This window comes from Alkalispirochaeta americana (assembly GCF_900156105.1).
In the GTDB taxonomy this organism is placed as follows: domain Bacteria; phylum Spirochaetota; class Spirochaetia; order DSM-27196; family Alkalispirochaetaceae; genus Alkalispirochaeta; species Alkalispirochaeta americana.
Genome location: NZ_FTMS01000014.1, coordinates 33909 through 50836 on the forward strand (window position 1 = coordinate 33909; position 16928 = coordinate 50836).

A 16928-nucleotide genomic window follows, 5' to 3' on the forward strand; every position below is an offset into this window, starting at 1 on the left:
GCTATTCCTCAAACTCGGGGAAGCGTTCCCGAAGATTCTCGATGAAATCGTCCTCGCTGGTGTCGTTTTTTAGTGCTACGAAGACTGTGTCGTCACCGGCAACGGTGCCCAGAAGGGGCTCGATGTCGAGATTTTCCAGAGCGATCGCTACGCTGTTGGCATGGCCATTCAGGGTGCGGATAATCGCCAGGGAACCGGAGAAGTTCAGCGAAATGTACCCCCGGGCGAAGTCTTCCACGTAGCTGCGGTGCTGTTCCCGCCGGAGTTCCTCCGAAGGGAGGGTGTAGTAACTCCCGCTGGTACCTCGGGCCTGTTTGCCCACCTTGAGCAGTTTCAGGTCCCGCGAGAGCGTAGCCTGGGTCACAGAAAAGCCTTTTTGAGCCAGGAGATGCAGGAGCTGTTCCTGACTTTCAATCCGGTGGCTCCGGATAATTTTTTTTACGACTCGAAGTCGCTGTTGCCGTTCTCGCACGTTACATCCTCATTTATCGCGGATCGCGGATCGTGGATCGCGCATCACACAAACATACATTTTGCATAAATATACGGTAAGAGCATAAATCTACGGTAATGCGCCGTTTGTTTCAACCGCCCTGTCTCTCAATCCTGGCAGTTCCGGAAATACGGGGCGTCCCGGCGCCTGGAGGGTTCTCCGGCTACCGCGCCTTTGGTTGCGTGTATTCAGGGAAGGAAGTACACTGGTGTTCTGAAAGTGAAGAAACAATGGATCGAGACGGGTATATTGAGCTGACCATAGCCGAAGACGCCATGTCGGTGCTGGGGGACTTCTTCCCCGCCCTGGGGGAAGGGAGAACCCTTTCCCCGGACTATCTCGCCACGGTCCTGGAGTCGAAGAATATCGTCCACGGGGTACGCTCCGACGAACTGGCAGAGGTCATCTTTGAGGTGAATACCAGCCACCACGTCATGCGGGAAGTTCCCGTTGCCCAAGGGACTCCTTCGGTTCCCCTGAGGCCCTCTTTTTTTCGTGTGCTCCAGCGAAGCACCGAAGCTATCGGTGATTTTCACCACGATCTGGGGCGGATCGACTACAAGCACGTGAGTCGTCTTCCCGTTGTCCGGAAAGGACAGGTCATCGCTCGGCAGATTCCTCTCCAGGAGGGAGTTCCGGGAATAAATGTTCACGGCACAGAGGTCCCCTTCGAGACCCTTCCCGTGGATACGGTGGCTCCCGGAAAGAATACCCTGCAACGAGACGATGTGGTGGTCGCTGAAATCGGCGGGCAACTTCAGACCAGAGACGGTCAGTTTTTTGTTGAGGATCGGCTGGAGATCGGCGGCAACGTCGATTACCAGACAGGCAGTATCGAGTTCCCTGGCGATGTCATCCTGAAAGGTGAGGTGAAGGACGGCTTTCACATCTGGGCCGGAGGCAGTATCACCGCAGCAGGAACCGTGGATGTTTCGGAGATCTATTGCCGGAAGGATTTTTCTGCCCGCGGGGGGCTGGTCGGGCGAGGGCGGGCGCTTCTTCGGTGCGGTGGACGAATCCAGGCTCGTTTTGTGGGAAATTGTCATGTGGAAAGCAAGTCCTCGGTCTTTATCAAGCAATATGTCTACCAGTCCCATATCGGGTCTCTTGATCGCCTGGCCCTGGGGCCGCGGGGGCGAATTATCGGCGGAGTTGTCACCGCCGCCCAGGGAGTTCGCTGTTATACCCTGGGAAATGGAGCAAGCGCTCCCACCCTGATTCGGGTCGGTTTGAACTTTATCGCAGAGCGGAAGCTGAATCTCTGCTCCCGGAGGCATCAGGTTGTGACGCTCCGGCTCCAGAAGCTTCTGGAACGCACCCCCGAAGACCCCACCGATCGCCAGTTGGGCGTATTGCATCAGCTTGAGGAGGAGCGGCAGAAACTGGCTGCCCAGATGGGGGACCTGGCGGGCGAGCTGGACCGCTATGAGGATGCCGATATAACGGTTGATGGTGTGGTCTATCCCGGCGTCCAGATTCAAATTTGCCGGGCTATGCTGGTGGTAGAAAAAGAAATGAAAAAAGTTCGCTTCTCTCTGGATAAAAGCGCGGGGCGCGTTGTGATCTCCTCTCTTGCTGGTGGAGGAACGGGTGCTGGTGGAGGAGCGGGAGCATCGTGAGCCTTCAGACCCTGCGGGAGTACTATTACGGAGAGGTCGATTCCACCATGACCCGGGCTCGGGAGATCGGGGCGGAATTGCCTCCGGGAATCGGCGGCTTCTGGGTCCGGGCCGGGCACCAGACAGCAGGCCGGGGCCGGCGGGGTAAGCGCTGGGAAGATTGTAGCGGTTCGGCCCTGATGGTTACCCTGGCCGTGGAGCGAGGTGGTCCCTGGGACCCTGGTGATCCCCTGCCGGGAACGCTGGCGCTTCGGGCTGCGGCGGCGGTGCAGGAATCGCTGGGTTTCTTCCTCTCCCCATCGGAGCTTTCCATAAAGTGGCCCAATGATATTCTGGCCCGGGGCCGAAAGATCTGCGGCATTCTGACCGAGGCTGACCGACGATGGTTTCTGATTGGAATCGGAATAAATATTCATGGAGCTCCCCAGGTGCAGGCAGAACCCCGTGCCACGTCCCTGGGAGAAATGGTGGAGCGTTCGGGCTGTATCTGGTCCGGAAAGGCCCTGACCGAGGCGCTCTTTCCCCGTCTGCGTCGCCATCTGGCGGAGCATCTTGGGGGTGAGCGCTGGTTTTCGGTAGTGGAACAGGCCCTGGCCTGGCGTGATTCCCTGGTGGTGGCGGGGGAGCACTGTGGTGTTCTCTCCGGCATCGACTCCGATGGCGCGCTCCTGCTGAAGATCCACGAGGGACCCTCCCGGATGGTGCAGAAGATTTATTCCGGCACGGTTCGGCTGAAGCGGTAGAGCGGGGTTTTCTCGCTGGACGGGATAACCAGCGTCTCCAGAGGGGTGTCGCCCCGGGCAAGGAGGATGGTCCCGGCAAGGCTGGTTCCGGCCAGATCCTGCGGAAGGATCCCGTCGTGGCGAAAGATCGGCTCCACCGCCAGCAGAAGTCCCTGGGGGGTGCGGATGATCTCTATCTCGAAGGCCGTGGCGATTCGCACTCCCGGCTCGGCTGTGCCGATCAGAAGAGACTGCTCCCGGGAGATCGGTATCCGGAGAAACCAGGCCGCTACGGTGATTCGTCCCGGTTTGGGAGAGAGGTTGAGCGCCAGAGAGCCCCCATCGGGGGTGATGACCTCTGCCGAGAGGGAGGTGTCCCCGGTTGAGGCAGAGCCCGAAACGTAGCGAAGCGGAATCTGGAAAAGACGTATCGAACAGGGTGCTTCAGGCAGGGTTTCGGGAAAGCGGGCGCGAAAGCTCAGGGTGAGTCCCGGTATCCCCGTGATCAAGGACGCCGAGGTGTGCAGCTCCAGGGAACCGCTGGCACAGTCCAGGTTCGCTATCTCCTCCACGCCGCGAGCTGATTCCCCCGAAAACCAGGCGGCATGGCGGGTTTGCAGGTACGCCACCGCGGGCCGACGTCGTGTTGTGTCCAGAAAGAACCCCTGGGCCCGGCGGGGAACAGTGGTCAGTCCCGCTTCCGGGGTGTTCTTGCCCCAGGCTATGCCCGCCAGTCGCCCCGAGGCAAACTTGAAGGTCAGGGAATCCTCCTCCATCATCAGGTGGCCTTCGGTGGTGCTCTGAAAATCTCCCGGAGGCAGGTGTTGAGGTGGAATGGAACCGGTCTTCCCGGCAGGGCGGAGAGTTTCCCGGTAGGGCGAAAGGGTTCGCAGGACCTTGTCGGGATGTCGGGGCCTCTGATCGGGGGATGTTCGCCAGGGAGTTGCTGTTCCTGCGGCCAGGGAGAAATCCCGCGGGGTGGAGAGGGGAAGGGGATCTGCAAAAAAAGGAGGGAGAAGGCCGTCCTTTCCAGGGTCTGATCCGGTCCCTTCGGTGCGGGGAGCAGGTTCAGGGGCCTTCGGGGCCACATTCTCCGAGGGCAACCCTTTAGAAAGGTTCTCAGGCAGGACGTGATCCAGGAAAGGCAGCAAGGTCTGAACGATACGGTCCGGAGCGGGAAGCCCGTCCGGGGAAGCGTCAGGTCCGATCAGAAGATGGATCAGGGGCAATCCCGCCTCACCGGATCCTGACGGAAAAGATTCGGCCAGGGGAGGCTCTGCATCAAGGACCAGAGAGGGGCGCCACACCCAGCGGGAACCGGTGAAGAACCACAAAGGAGCAACCCCTCCGGGACGAGGCTGCTGCCGGTAGCCGCCACAGAGGGCTGTTCCCGTGCGTTTGCTGAGCTCCTCGGCCTGCGGAGGAGAGAGGCCACGGAGGAAAAACATTTCCGGTGGCAGCGGAAAAAGCTGTGCAAGTCCCAGGGCCTCCTCGTTTCGATCCGCCCGAAGCAGTTCCTCCTCCAGCTCCCGGGAGAGAAGGAAGGCCCCCGGAGCGCCGCTCCATCCGCCGGACCAGAGCGTCAGGGCCTCCTCCTTCTGGAGATGGGCCAGGGAGCGGAAACATCGGGCCGCTTCGGGTGTAACCGTGGCAGGAGCGGGTGCCGGCAGATGCAGGGCAACCCGACCCGCCATGTCCGGCCGGTTCCGGAGAAGCTCCGCAAGAAAAGGGGCTACCCACAGGGCGGTTTCCCCGTTTCGGCAGAGAATCGAGAGCAAAAGGGCTGTCTTTTCACCAGGAAAGGCCCTTTCCGTAAAAATTGGTGAAGAATTCAGTTGATGATTCAGCAAAACGTTTGTATCTTTCCACGCGCGAGTTAAGCGCACAACACCTTAATTATACTACATTATCACACGTATCCAAGAGGGAGTGTTATGGCAAAACAACTGAAGTTTGACGAAGATGTACGGCGGTCCCTGCTCCGGGGAGTAGAAAAGCTTTCCAGAGCAGTAAAAGTAACGTTGGGTCCCAAGGGACGGAACGTTCTTCTGGACAAGAAGTTTGGTGCCCCCACCGTTACCAAGGACGGGGTGTCTGTGGCCAAAGAGATCGAGCTTGAGGACGAGTTCGAGAACATGGGGGCGCAGCTCCTGAAAGAGGTAGCCACCAAAACCAACGATGTCGCCGGTGATGGTACCACCACCGCCACGGTTCTCGCCTACTCGATCATCCGGGAAGGTCTCAAGTCCGTTGCTGCGGGGATCAGCCCCATGGGTATCAAGCGCGGTATCGATCATGCCGTTGTGGTCGCCTCCGATGAGATCCTGAAGATGGCCAAGACCATCAAGGATCGCAACGAGATCGCCCAGGTGGCATCCATTTCCGCCAACAACGACAAGGAGATCGGAAACGAGATCGCCGAAGCGATGGAGCGGGTTGGAAAAGACGGTGTCATCACCGTGGAAGAGTCCAAGACCATGGAAACCACCACGGACTACGTGGAAGGTATGCAGTTTGACCGGGGATACCTCTCTCCCTACTTTGTTACCAACCGGGAGCATATGGTGGCAGAGATGGAGAACCCCTACATCCTGATCCACGACAAGAAGATATCCAACATGAAGGATATGCTCCCCGTGCTTGAGAAAGTAGCTCAGGCCAACAAGCCCATCGTGATCATTGCCGAAGACGTGGACGGCGAGGCCCTGGCTACCCTGGTGGTAAACAACCTGAGGGGAACCCTCAACGCCTGTGCCGTGAAAGCCCCCGGTTTCGGTGATCGCCGCAAGGCAATGCTGGAAGATATCGCGGTGCTCACGGGTGGTCAGGTGATCAGCGAGGAGCTGGGTCTCAAACTGGAGACGGTGGACATCTCCCAGCTGGGTACGGCCCAGTCCGTGAAGGTGGACAAGGAAAACACCACCATCATTAACGGTGCCGGAAAGCCTCAGGACATCAAGGATCGCACAGCCCAGATCAAGGCCCAGATTGAGGATACCACCAGCGATTACGACCGGGAGAAACTCCAGGAGCGCCTTGCCAAGCTTGCCGGAGGCGTTGCCGTAATCAACGTTGGTGCGGCCACCGAGGTGGAGCTGAAAGAGAAGAAGCACCGTGTTGAGGATGCGCTTTCGGCTACCCGGGCTGCTGTGGAAGAGGGAATCGTTCCCGGTGGTGGTACCGCACTGGTACAGATCATCGATGTTCTGGAAAAGGCTGACCTCTCCAAAGAGGATGAAGACGCCAAGGTAGGTTTCAAGATCGTTCGTCGCGCCCTGGAAGAGCCCATGCGCCAGATTGCTGTGAACGCCGGTGTGGATGGTTCCATCATCGTTGACCGGGCCAAAAAAGAGAAAAAAGGCGTGGGCTACGACGCAGCTACCGGTGAATGGGTGAACATGATGCAAGCCGGTATTATCGACCCCGCAAAGGTGACCCGTTCGGCTCTGCAGAACGCAGCCTCCATCGCAAGTCTGCTCCTCACCACGGAATGCGCCGTGACGGACATGCCCGAGAAAGAGGGCGCTGCTCCTGCCGGTGGCATGGACATGGGAGGCATGGGCGGAATGGGAGGCATGGGCGGCATGATGTAAGCCCCCCGTGCTTGTTACCATTCAGGTACCGTATTGTTGAAAAACCGGGGGCGGGGCTTTTCCCGCCCCCTTTTTGTCGATATCATGGTGAGTGCAGAAATCACCCCGGGTCTGTGTGTTGCTCCGGGAGAAACCCTGCAGAAAAGGGATAAAGGGAAGGGTGCCATGAAAAGAGACGATTTTATCTGGACCATCGGTTATCAGGATGGAACCGCTCTTGTTGATGGGCCTGCCCGGAAAAAGTACCGAAACCGTTCCGCCGGGGAACTTCTCGAAGCGGGCCAGTATCGCGCCGCCTTTTGTGCAGCTCTTTACGATGGGGAAATGGACGATTTTCTCCCCCGATTCCAGGCTTCTGCAGAAATTCCCGTGGATTCCGAAGAAGCGCTCCAGCGTCTCTTTGGGGTATTTCACCCCCCTCGGGGAGGCCGATCCGTTTCCGTCATCGGGTAGCCCCGCTTTCTCAAGCTTGACCGTCCCCCCCCTCCGTGATACCGTAACCGGAAATTTCTCAAACACGAAGGACGTGATTACATGAATATGCTGTATTCCCTGCCCCTGCTGGTGGGTGTTTCCGAGGGCGGAGGCGCTTCAGGTGGAGCCGCTTCCATGGCCCCGACGCTAATTACCTTTGGCCTTGTCTTCGCCATATTTTACTTTCTTATTATCCGGCCACAGAGCAAGCGTCAGAAAAAGACCCAGGACATGTTGAAATCCCTGAAAAAGGGAGACCGGGTTCAGACGATTGGTGGAATCCGCGGCACGATCTTCTCCATGAAAGAGGAGTCGGTGGTCCTGAAGGTTGACGACCACTGCAAGATCCAGTTTGCCCGCTCCGCTATTGCGCAGGTTCTTGACAAGAGTAACGAGTCGAGCAGCAACGACGTTGCGCTCAACGAGAAATAACACCATCTCTCCCCCTTCGGAGTTGCACGAATGAGTAAACGACTGAGACTGTCAATCATTCTGGCGCTTGTCGCTTTTGGAGCCGCCGCCTTTTACCCGACGGTTCGCTGGTACTTTTTTGTGCCGGAAAGTCAAAAGCAACTTGCCCAGAGTTCCCGAATCGAGATTCGAGATTGGGCCCAGGGTCGGGCACGAGAGGCCCTGGATGATCTGCGCGGCGCCGCCGCAGCAGGAGAAACGGTTCCCCCGGAGTATTCTTTTCTGATCCCCCAGGCACGTGATGCCTACCGGGCCATGGAAAAGACCCTGCCCGATGAGTGGAGCGCAACCGCCCTTTTGCGGGGCTTCCGTGACGAAGCTGAGGCCTTCGAGGTGCTGGAACGGAAATACCGTCATGATATCCTGGAGCTCAAGGATCTGAAGGATCGGATCATCCTGCTGGGGCTGGACCTCTCGGGGGGTATCAGTGTGACCCTGGAGGCGGATGAACAAAACCTGACCGAGCGCCTGGGCCGGCAGCCCTCACAGACGGAAATGTCTGAGGCTGTAGATCTGGCCATGGAGATCATCCGCAACCGGATCGACCGCTTTGGAGTGACGGAGCCGCAGATCCGCGAAGCTGAAAACAACCGGATTGTGATCGAGATTCCCGGTGACGATGATCGGGAGCGAGTGAACGCCTTTCTCCTGGGCCGGGGAAGTCTGAACTTTCATATCGTCCACGGTGATGCGACAGACCAGCTCATTCGTTTGCAGAACGAGCAGCCCGGCTGGTCCCCCGACATTGACGGGGTTCCCGAGTTTGTCCCGGCAGGAACGGTGGTGCGGGAGTACGTCACGCGCGACGCCTACGGTATCGATGAGCGGGTTCGCTGGATCGTCATTTACGACGACATTGTCGAGCACGGCCTGGACGGGCAGTATATCACCGATGCCCAGGTGGCGAGGGACCCCCTCACCAATCGTCCCACGGTCAACTTTGTTCTGGACGCCCAGGGAGCCGAGGAGTTTGCTCTTCTGACCAGGGATAACGTGGGGAACTCCATGGCGATTGTCATGGACGAAAAGGTGCGTGCCTACGCCCGGATCCAGGAAGAGATCCCCACTGGCCAGGTTCGGATCACCGGGTTTGACCAGGAACAGGCAGCGAACATCGCTCTGGTATTGCGGACGGCGGCTCTGCCGGTAAATCTGGAGATCGTGAACCAGCAGGTGGTAGGAGCAACCCTCGGCGCAGGAGCAATCCGCGTGGGGTTGCAGTCGATCGCCCTGGGGTTTGCCCTGATCATCGTCTTCATGGTTATCTATTACAAGCGGGCTGGCCTTATCGCCGATGTGGCCCTGGTACTGAATCTTTTTTTCATACTGGCGGTGCTCTCGGCGTTCAATCTCACCCTCACCCTGACAAGCGTGGCCGGTATTATCCTCACCGTGGGTATGGCCGTGGACGCCAACGTGATCATCTTCGAGCGGATCAAGGAAGAGTATCGTCTGGGCAAGGGAGCCCGTTCGGCGGTTCGCGGAGGGTTTGATAAAGCCTTCTGGACGGTAATGGACGCGAACATTACCACCTTTATCGCGGCGCTGTTCCTCTCTCAGCTTGGGTCCGGTCCCATTCAGGGCTTTGCAATCACCCTGGCTGTGGGAATCCTCTCCTCCATGTTTACTGCCCTGGTGGTGACCCGGCTCTTCTTTGACTTTGCCACCGACACCTTGCGCCGAAGCAAACTGAGTATCGCCTGGAGGCTTTCATGACACGTGTGTTTGACTTTATGAAATCCCGGTTGATTATGATGCTTCTCTCGGCGGTGGTTATCGTCGGGGGAATCGCCGGCACGGTGGTGCAGGGCGGGTTCAATCTGGGAATCGATTTCCGGGCTGGTCTCAGCATGACCGTGGGTATCTCCGGAGACGTTTCCGAGGATGATCTTCGGGCTGCCCTGACCGGCTTTGAGGGCGCCCAGGTGCAGCGCCTGGGCGCCGAGGCTGACCAGCGCTTTGTTATCCGTGTCCGTGATGAGGGGACTGACGGGGACGATGTCCAGGAAGGCTTTGCCGAACGGACAAGCCGGGAGCTTCTGGACGTCCTTGCTGGCGCGTTCCCCGCTTCGCAGGTTGAGGAGCTGGAAACGGTCTACGTGGGGCCCCGCTTTTCCCGGGATCTTACCCAACAGGCCCTCTTTCTGACAGTCTTTGCCCTGCTGCTGATTCTGGCCTATCTCTGGTTCCGTTTTCGTCTGGAATACGCCGCATCGTCGATCGTGGCTCTGCTTCACGACGTGGTGGTTATCCTCGGTGTCATCGGAACGCTTCAGATGGAGGTGTCCACAGCGACGATCGCTGCGGTCCTTACTATCATCGGCTACTCCTTGAACGACACAATCGTTATCTTTGACAGGATCCGTGAGAACGAGGTGCTCCTGCGGGAGAAGGATTTCCGCACGGTCATTAACACCAGTATCACCCAAAGCCTGAGTCGGACGATCATCACCTCCGTAACCACTCTGCTTGCGGTGGGGGCTATCTACATTTTCAGCACCGGAGCAATCCAGCTCTTTGCGCTGACCTTGATCATCGGAGTTCTGGTGGGAACCTATTCGTCGGTCTTTGTGGCCTCGCCGGTGCTCTTCTTCTGGCACATTCGGGCTGGCGTCCATCGACGGCGAAAAGATGCTGAACGATATCATCGTGGAGCTGTTTCCCGGTCTTCCGAGGGTGAAACCACAAAACAGAGCGGTGCCAAAGCTGCCCAGGCAGCAGTGGATCGGCAGGCTGCTGACGCTGAAGCTGCCAAACGCGAGATTCTTCAGAAACGGCGCGGGCAAAAGAAAAAGGGCGGCCACTAGGACGTCTCTTTTTCCCTGTCTTTTTTGTTATACCCTGTTATGCCGCCCGGATCGCTCTGATCCGTGGCGGTTTTTTTGTGGCCCCGGCAGGGCAGCCCTACTTGTTCTATTCCGGGGAAGATTCTATCCTCCAGAGGCGGCTTCTCTCAAAAGACCGGCCATTCTGAGGCGCGTTTTTTATCTGCCGGCACAGAAGGAGACACCATGAACAAGAATGAAACAGCCCTGGGAGATCGTCTCGCCTCGGTCAGGGGCATCATCTCCGATATGGATGGAGTGATCTATCACGGTAATCAGCTGCTCCCGGGGGTTCCTGAGTTTATACAATGGCTTCAGGAATCGGGCAGACAGTATCTGTTTCTCACCAATTCCAGTGAACGGAGCCCCCGGGAATTGCAGGAGAAGTTACGCCGTCTTGGCCTTGATGTGCCGGTGGAGAACTTCCTGACCAGCGCCCTGGCTACGGCAGGATTTCTCAAAAGCCAGGTACCGGGGGGGAGCGTCTACGCCGTGGGCGAGGCCGGGCTGATCAGCGCTTTGTACGATGCGGGATTCTCCATGAACGATGTGGATCCTGACTACGTGGTTATCGGCGAAACTCGCAGTTACAGTTTTGAGAAGATCGAGAAGGCCATTAACCTGGTGAACCGGGGGGCAAAACTGATTGGCACGAACCCTGATCTGACGGGTCCTGTGGAGTCGGGTATTGTTCCGGCCTGCGGGGCGCTTATCAAGCCCATAGAGCTTGCCACAGGAAAAACCCCCTACTTTGTGGGAAAACCCAATCCGCTCATGATGCGCCAGGCCCTGAAAAGAATAGAATGTCGCCGTGAGGAGAGTCTTATCGTGGGAGACCGTATGGACACCGACGTGATCGCCGGAGTCGAGGCGGAGATCGAGACGGTGCTGGTCCTCTCGGGAGTAACCTCAAGGGAAGAGGTCTCGCGCTTTGCCTACCAGCCGAGCTATGTCCTTTCCGGAGTGGATCAGCTGGTTTCGCTTGCCCGGGCCGCAGGGGTGTAGAGGATGGAGGGTCTGAAAGGGCCCTTTCTTCTAGTTTGCCCGCGCAATTTGTAGTATACTAGCGCTCTGTGCAATATTCTGAAATTACTACCCAGCCCGGAAAACCCTATCCTCTTGGAGCAACTCCCCTGCCGGGCCGGGTTCATTTCGGGCTTGTAAGCCGGCACGCTACGCGAGTCTGGCTTCAGCTCTATAGCGATCCCCAGGCCCGCTTTCCCGAAAGGGAGTTTGAACTGCTCCCCGAGCTCCATCGCACCGGCGATGTGTGGCACATCGAGGTCCAGGGGATCGGCCCCGGTGCGCTTTACCTCTTTCGGGTGGACGGACCCTTTGCTCCCGAAGAGGGCTTGCGCTTTAACTCCTGCCGCCCCCTGCTCGACCCCTATGCCAAGGCCCTGACGGGAAACTTTGTCTGGAACCTGCGGGAGGCTCTGGCCTACGATCCCGATTCTCCGCAGAAAGATCTGAACTTTCGCACTACCGGCGACGCCGGGGCCTTCCCCAAGTGTATTGTGGTGGATGATTTCTTCGACTGGCAGGGTGATCGGCCTCTGAACTATCCCCTCCAGGACTGTATTATTTACGAATCCCATCTGCGGGGCCTTTCGTGTCATCCTTCAGCAGAGGTTCCTCACCCTGGTACCTACCGGGGGGTGATCGAAATGATCCCGTACCTGAAGGAGCTGGGAATCACCAGCCTGGAGTTGCTTCCGGTTCACGAGTTCGATGAGAACGAGTTTGAGCGCTACAACCCCGGGACAGGGGAGCGCCTCATCAATTACTGGGGCTACAACACCGTGGCGTTCTTCGCCCCCAAAGGGGCCTACGCTGCCGATGGCGCTCTGGGTGAGCAGGTGGCAGAGTTCAAGGAGATGGTCCGGGAACTCCACAAGGCGGGAATCGAGGTGATCCTGGACGTGGTGTTCAACCATAGCGGCGAGGGGAATGAGCTGGGCCCCACCTTCAGTTTTCGGGGGATCGATAACCCCACGTATTACATGCTTGAAGACAACCGGCGCTATTATCGCAACTTTTCCGGCACCGGCAACACCATGAACTGCAATAACCCCGTCATGCGCACCCTGATTATGGAGTGTCTTCACTATTGGGTAGTGGATATGCATGTGGATGGCTTTCGGTTCGATCTGGGCAGCATCCTGGGGCGTGATGAGCGAGGCAACCTTCTGGAGAACGCTCCCATCCTGGATCGGATCGCTAACGATCCCATCCTGCGGGATACAAAAATTATCGCCGAAGCCTGGGATGCTGGCGGAGCCTATCAGGTGGGCGCTTTTCGCGGACGCTGGGCCGAGTGGAACGACCGGTTTCGGGATGATCTCCGTCGTTTCTGGAGAGGTGATCGTAACACTGTGGCTGCCCTGGCAACACGCTTTGCCGGAAGCGCCGACCTCTACCACGCAGGAGGACGCAAACCCTTTCACAGCATCAACTTTATCACCTCCCACGATGGTTTTACCCTGCGCGATCTGGTGAGCTATAACCGGAAGCACAACGAGGAAAACGGTGAGGAGAACCGCGACGGTCACAACGGGAACTTCAGCTACAATTATGGACACGAGGGAGATACGGAGAACCCCGAAATCTGGTCCCTGCGGTTGCGGCAGATGAAAAACCTCATGGGATCCCTGCTTCTTTCCCTGGGGACACCCATGATCCTCTCGGGCGACGAGTTTGGCCGAAGTCAGGGAGGGAACAATAACGCCTACTGCCAGAACAACCCTATCAGCTGGAACGATTATCGCCTGGGTGTCGACTACGGCGATCTTTTCCGGTTCACGCGAATGCTTATCGCCCTGCGGAAAAAACACCCTGTCTTCACCCGCCCCGAATTCTACACCGGTCTCGATAACAGCCGGAGCACCAGAAACGATATCGACTGGTTTGATAGCGGCGGCGGCCGCATGGATTGGGCAAAAAGCGCCAGTTGTCTCGCAATTTACATCGATGGAACAGAGATAGAGCGCCACGCAAACCGCGAGGACGACGATTTTTATATCATGTTTAACGCATCGCGGGAGGAGGAGAACTTTACCGTTCCTGACCCTCCCGAGGGGCTTCGCTGGGTCCGGGTCATTGATACCAGCCGGAGCGCTCCGGAAGATTTTTTCGAACCCGGTCTGGAAGAAGAAATGCCGCCAGAACTGGAGATTTCCCTGGAAGGGCGCTCTCTGGTGATGTTGAGAACCGCTCCGGATATTGACGAGGAGTGAGGTGAAATGGTACCCCTTTGAGTTGGAGGTACCCCACCCATGGCGGATGCGCTCACGCGTGAAGAAAAACTGTATCGAATTCGGCATACCACGGCCCACGTAATGGCCGAAGCTGTTCTCCAGATCTTTCCCGAGGCCTCGATTGCGATCGGTCCTCCTGTTGAGAACGGGTTTTACTACGATTTTCAGCTGCCCCGTTCCCTGAAACCGGAGGATCTCGAGTCGATCGAGGAAGGGATGCGAACAATTCTCGCAGGAAAGCATCCCCTCACCAGGGAAGTTGTCGGAAAAGAGCGTGCTCGGGAGATATTCCAGAACCAACCCTTCAAACTGGAGCTTATCGATGATCTGCCCGAGGACGTGGAGGTATCAACCTACACAGTAGATACCTTTGTAGACCTCTGCAAAGGTCCTCATGTGGAGTCCACCGCAGAGATCCATCCCAAGGCCTTCAAGCTCCTCTCTATCGCTGGAGCGTACTGGCGGGGTGACGAGAAGCGGCCCATGTTGCAGCGCATCTACGGCACAGCCTGGGAGACCCCCAAAGAGCTGCGGGAGCACCTGAACTGGCTCGCCGAGGTGGAAAAACGGGATCACCGCAAGGTAGGCCGGGAACTCGATCTCTTCAGCACCCACGAGGAAGCCGGGTCCGGCCTTGTCTACTGGCACCCCAAGGGTGCGCGAATCCGGGGGGCGATCGAAGATTTCTGGCGAGAAGAGCACCGCAAAGGCGGATACGACATGCTCTATACGCCCCATGTGGGAAAAAGCTGGCTTTGGGAGACCTCGGGGCACCTCGATTTCTACAAAGACAACATGTATTCGCCCATGGAGCTGGACAACGCCGAGTATTTTGCCAAGCCCATGAACTGCCCCTTCCACATCATGATCTATCGGACGGCAAAACACAGCTACCGGGATCTCCCTCTCCGGTGGGGTGAGCTTGGAACGGTCTATCGCTACGAGCGCAGCGGCGTTCTCCATGGACTCTTGCGCGTTCGGGGGTTCACCCAGGACGATGCTCACATCTTCTGCACTCCCGACCAGGTGGAGGCGGAAATTCTGGAGGTTCTGCAGTTCAGCATGAACATCTGGGATGCCTTCGGCTTTCAGAAGATCAAAGCCTATCTCTCGACACGGCCCGAAAAATCTGTTGGAGACCCGGCTGATTGGGACCGGGCCACCGAGAGCCTGCGGAAGGCTCTGGAAGCAGAGGGAATGGACTACGAACTGGATGAGGGTGGCGGAGCCTTCTATGGACCAAAAATCGATCTCAAGGTTCAGGATGCCCTGGGCCGGGAGTGGCAGATGACCACCATCCAGTTTGACTTCAACCTGCCAGAACGGTTCGACATGACCTTTGTGGACCGCGATGGCCAGGAGAAGCGGCCTTACATGGTCCATCGGGCTCTTCTGGGCTCCCTGGAGCGGTTTTTTGGTGTTCTGATCGAACATTACGGAGGGGCCTTTCCCGTCTGGCTTTCGCCCCTTCAGGTTATGGTGGTCCCCGTTGCCCCTGCCTTCAACGACTACGCGGACAAGGTTGCAAAACGTCTCTTTGCAGAGGGCTACCGGGTCGAGGCGGATCTTTCGGATAACCGGATGAACGCAAAAATCCGCTCTGCCCAGCAACAGAAGGTTCCCTATATGCTGGTGGTGGGCGAGGCCGAGGAGCAGGCCGGGGCGGTGAGCCCCAGAACCCGCACGGGTGAACGGCCCGGAACGATGTCCCTCGAGGATTTTGAAACCTTTCTGGCCGGGAAGGTCCGGGAAAAGGCTCTGCTGTGATCGGTGAAACAAATTCTCCTTGCGCAAGGGCGGGCTCCCCCGGCGATCCCCTGGAGGAGCTCAAGGCCCTGGACCGGGAGGCCCGGTTGCTGGAGCACTCCGGGGCCGTCCTGAGCTGGGATCAGGAGGTCTATATGCCTCCCGCCGCTGTGGAGGAGCGAGCCGACCAGTTGGCGCTCCTCCAGAGCCTGGCTCATCAGCGGGACAGTTCTCCCCGGGTTGGGGAGCTGCTGGATCTTCTTCAGGCAGAATCTTCCCTTCAGGAGGGGGTGGAGGGATTTTTCCTGCGGGAAAAGCGACGTTCCTACGAGCGCAGCTGTCGTGTGCCGGAGCGATTGGTACGGGACCTGGCCCAGACGGCAAGCCGTGGTCAGAACGCTTGGGTGGCAGCGCGGAAGGCCAACGACTACGATCAGTTCAAGCCCTGGCTTGAGCGCCTTATCGAACTAAACCGGGAGCTGGCGGACCATCTGGGATACCGGGAGACTCCCTACGATGCACTCCTGGATCAATACGAGCCCTATACCTCGACGGCGGAGGTAGCGGAGGTGTTTGGCACCCTCAAGGAGGGGCTGATTCCCCTGGTCCAGAAGATAGCCTCCCGGCCCCTGGCTGATCACTCTTTCCTGCGGCACTCCTTCCCGGTGGAGGGTCAGAAGCAGCTCAGCCAGGAGGTGATGCTGGCTCTGGGCTATGACCTGGACCAGGGCCGTCTGGACTGTTCAGCTCACCCCTTTACAACAACCCTGGGTTCCAGGGATGTTCGAATCACTACCCGCTTTAACGAAAAACTCGTTGAGTCGGGGCTTTTCTCCACAATCCACGAAACGGGCCACGCTCTCTATGAACTCGGAGTGGGAGAGGACCTGGCGGGAACCCTCCTGGCCGAAGGAACCTCCCTGGGTATTCACGAATCCCAGTCCCGAATGTGGGAGAACATGATTGGCCGGAGCCGGGCCTTCTGGTCCCACTGGTTGCCCCGGATGGCGGAGATCTTCCCTGATCAGCTCGAGGGGGTCTCGCTGGAGAGGTTTTATCGCGGAATCAACCGGGTGGAACCCTCGCTGATCCGGGTGGAAGCCGATGAGGTTACCTACAGTCTGCACGTAATTCTCCGCTTTGAGCTTGAGCAGGCCCTGATATCAGGAGATCTTCCGGTGGATGATCTTCCCGGGGCCTGGAACCAGGGAATGAAAGAGCTTCTGGGAGTGGTGCCTCGTGACTACTCCTCGGGGGTTCTCCAGGATGTACACTGGTCCATGGGGGCCTTCGGGTATTTCCCCACCTATGCCCTGGGGAATCTCTACGCAGCGCAGTTCCTGAAAGCCCTGGAGCGGGATCTTCCCGCTCTTTGGGAGGGGATTGCCCGGGGCGAGTACGCCCCTATTCTGGGGTGGCTCCGCCAGAAGGTTCACCGCCACGGCAAGTGCCGGAGCGCTGGCGAGCTGGTCCGGGAAATTACCGGCGGTCCACTGGATTCCTCGGTCTTTCTGGAGTATCTTTGGGGTAAGTACGACGAAGAGCAGGGGAGGTAACCAGGCCTATCATCCAGGCACTTGGGGTAAATCCTTTTTTTCTTGTGTCTGCCTCGGGAGGTTGCGCCGGGTGTGCTCTCGGGTGGGGGATTTTCCTGTGGAGAGGGGCGGAGACGTGCTCCAGGCCTCTCTCGTATCGACGGCGTAGACGCCTCCTGGTCCCGCTGTTTCT

The 16928-nt window shown here is 58.2% G+C and carries 13 protein-coding genes; 11 read left to right on the top strand and 2 right to left on the bottom strand.

The genetic code is table 11. The annotated features are described in order from the left end of the window. Position 1: 1 nt before the first annotated feature. Complete coding sequence (locus BW950_RS10935) at positions 2 to 472, bottom strand: arginine repressor (RefSeq protein WP_076489340.1); 471 nt, start codon at positions 470 to 472, stop codon at positions 2 to 4. A 251-nt stretch (positions 473 to 723) separates the two neighbouring features. Here BW950_RS10935 and BW950_RS10940 point away from each other — a divergent pair, with 251 nt between their 5' ends. Both BW950_RS10940 and BW950_RS10945 read left to right on the top strand, forming a co-directional pair. Next, positions 724 to 2112: a flagellar assembly protein A gene (locus tag BW950_RS10940; RefSeq protein WP_076489341.1), complete on the top strand. Its 1389-nt coding sequence runs from the start codon at positions 724 to 726 to the stop codon at positions 2110 to 2112. Beyond that, entirely contained in the window at positions 2109 to 2855 is a 747-nt protein-coding gene (locus BW950_RS10945; RefSeq protein WP_076489342.1) for a biotin--[acetyl-CoA-carboxylase] ligase, read from the top strand. The genes BW950_RS10940 and BW950_RS10945 overlap by 4 nt, the downstream gene beginning before the upstream one ends. Here the strand turns inward: BW950_RS10945 and BW950_RS10950 are convergent. Continuing rightward, positions 2825 to 4528: a hypothetical protein gene (locus BW950_RS10950; RefSeq protein WP_143559213.1), complete on the bottom strand. Its 1704-nt coding sequence runs from the start codon at positions 4526 to 4528 to the stop codon at positions 2825 to 2827. The genes BW950_RS10945 and BW950_RS10950 overlap by 31 nt on opposite strands. Before the next feature lie 240 nt (positions 4529 to 4768). Here BW950_RS10950 and groL point away from each other — a divergent pair, with 240 nt between their 5' ends. From groL to BW950_RS10995, 9 genes are all read left to right on the top strand, one after another. Beyond that, the gene (gene groL, locus BW950_RS10955) at positions 4769 to 6427 is read left to right on the top strand and encodes a chaperonin GroEL (RefSeq protein ID WP_076489344.1); all 1659 of its coding nucleotides are present in this window, start codon (positions 4769 to 4771) and stop codon (positions 6425 to 6427) included. 165 nt (positions 6428 to 6592) lie between these two features. Further along, positions 6593 to 6880, top strand: a complete 288-nt coding sequence (locus tag BW950_RS10960; protein WP_076489401.1) for a hypothetical protein — start codon at positions 6593 to 6595, stop codon at positions 6878 to 6880. 81 nt (positions 6881 to 6961) lie between these two features. Then, positions 6962 to 7333, top strand: a complete 372-nt coding sequence (yajC, locus tag BW950_RS10965) for a preprotein translocase subunit YajC (RefSeq protein WP_076489345.1) — start codon at positions 6962 to 6964, stop codon at positions 7331 to 7333. A 30-nt stretch (positions 7334 to 7363) separates the two neighbouring features. After that, positions 7364 to 9088, top strand: coding sequence for a protein translocase subunit SecD (gene secD / locus BW950_RS10970; protein ID WP_076489346.1), 1725 nt, complete (start codon positions 7364 to 7366; stop codon positions 9086 to 9088). Beyond that, positions 9085 to 10179, top strand: coding sequence for a protein translocase subunit SecF (gene secF, locus BW950_RS10975; protein WP_076489347.1), 1095 nt, complete (start codon positions 9085 to 9087; stop codon positions 10177 to 10179). The genes secD and secF overlap by 4 nt, the downstream gene beginning before the upstream one ends. Before the next feature lie 204 nt (positions 10180 to 10383). Next, positions 10384 to 11202, top strand: coding sequence for an HAD-IIA family hydrolase (locus BW950_RS10980; RefSeq protein WP_076489348.1), 819 nt, complete (start codon positions 10384 to 10386; stop codon positions 11200 to 11202). Between the two features lie 68 nt (positions 11203 to 11270). Beyond that, positions 11271 to 13433 (top strand): glycogen debranching protein GlgX, encoded by a 2163-nt coding sequence (glgX, locus tag BW950_RS10985; RefSeq protein WP_076489349.1) that lies wholly within the window; start codon positions 11271 to 11273, stop codon positions 13431 to 13433. Positions 13434 to 13472: 39 nt separating this feature from the next. Next, positions 13473 to 15221 carry a threonine--tRNA ligase gene (gene thrS / locus BW950_RS10990; protein ID WP_076489350.1) on the top strand — a complete coding sequence of 583 codons (1749 nt, stop codon included), beginning with the start codon at positions 13473 to 13475 and terminating at the stop codon, positions 15219 to 15221. Continuing rightward, entirely contained in the window at positions 15218 to 16756 is a 1539-nt protein-coding gene (locus BW950_RS10995) for a carboxypeptidase M32 (RefSeq protein WP_094336531.1), read from the top strand. Before thrS ends, BW950_RS10995 begins: the two co-directional genes overlap by 4 nt. Positions 16757 to 16928 lie beyond the last annotated feature (172 nt).

Excerpts from the sequence above, each read along its gene's own strand:
- BW950_RS10960 (WP_076489401.1), top strand. The coding sequence starts at position 6,593 with ATGAAAAGAGACGATTTTATCTGGACCATCGGTTATCAGGATGGAACC.
- secD (WP_076489346.1), top strand. The coding sequence starts at position 7,364 with ATGAGTAAACGACTGAGACTGTCAATCATTCTGGCGCTTGTCGCTTTT.
- secF (WP_076489347.1), top strand. The coding sequence starts at position 9,085 with ATGACACGTGTGTTTGACTTTATGAAATCCCGGTTGATTATGATGCTT.
- BW950_RS10940 (WP_076489341.1), top strand. The coding sequence starts at position 724 with ATGGATCGAGACGGGTATATTGAGCTGACCATAGCCGAAGACGCCATG.
- groL (WP_076489344.1), top strand. The coding sequence starts at position 4,769 with ATGGCAAAACAACTGAAGTTTGACGAAGATGTACGGCGGTCCCTGCTC.
- thrS (WP_076489350.1), top strand. The coding sequence starts at position 13,473 with ATGGCGGATGCGCTCACGCGTGAAGAAAAACTGTATCGAATTCGGCAT.
- yajC (WP_076489345.1), top strand. The coding sequence starts at position 6,962 with ATGAATATGCTGTATTCCCTGCCCCTGCTGGTGGGTGTTTCCGAGGGC.
- BW950_RS10950 (WP_143559213.1), bottom strand. The coding sequence starts at position 4,528 with ATGGCGGGTCGGGTTGCCCTGCATCTGCCGGCACCCGCTCCTGCCACG.
- BW950_RS10980 (WP_076489348.1), top strand. The coding sequence starts at position 10,384 with ATGAACAAGAATGAAACAGCCCTGGGAGATCGTCTCGCCTCGGTCAGG.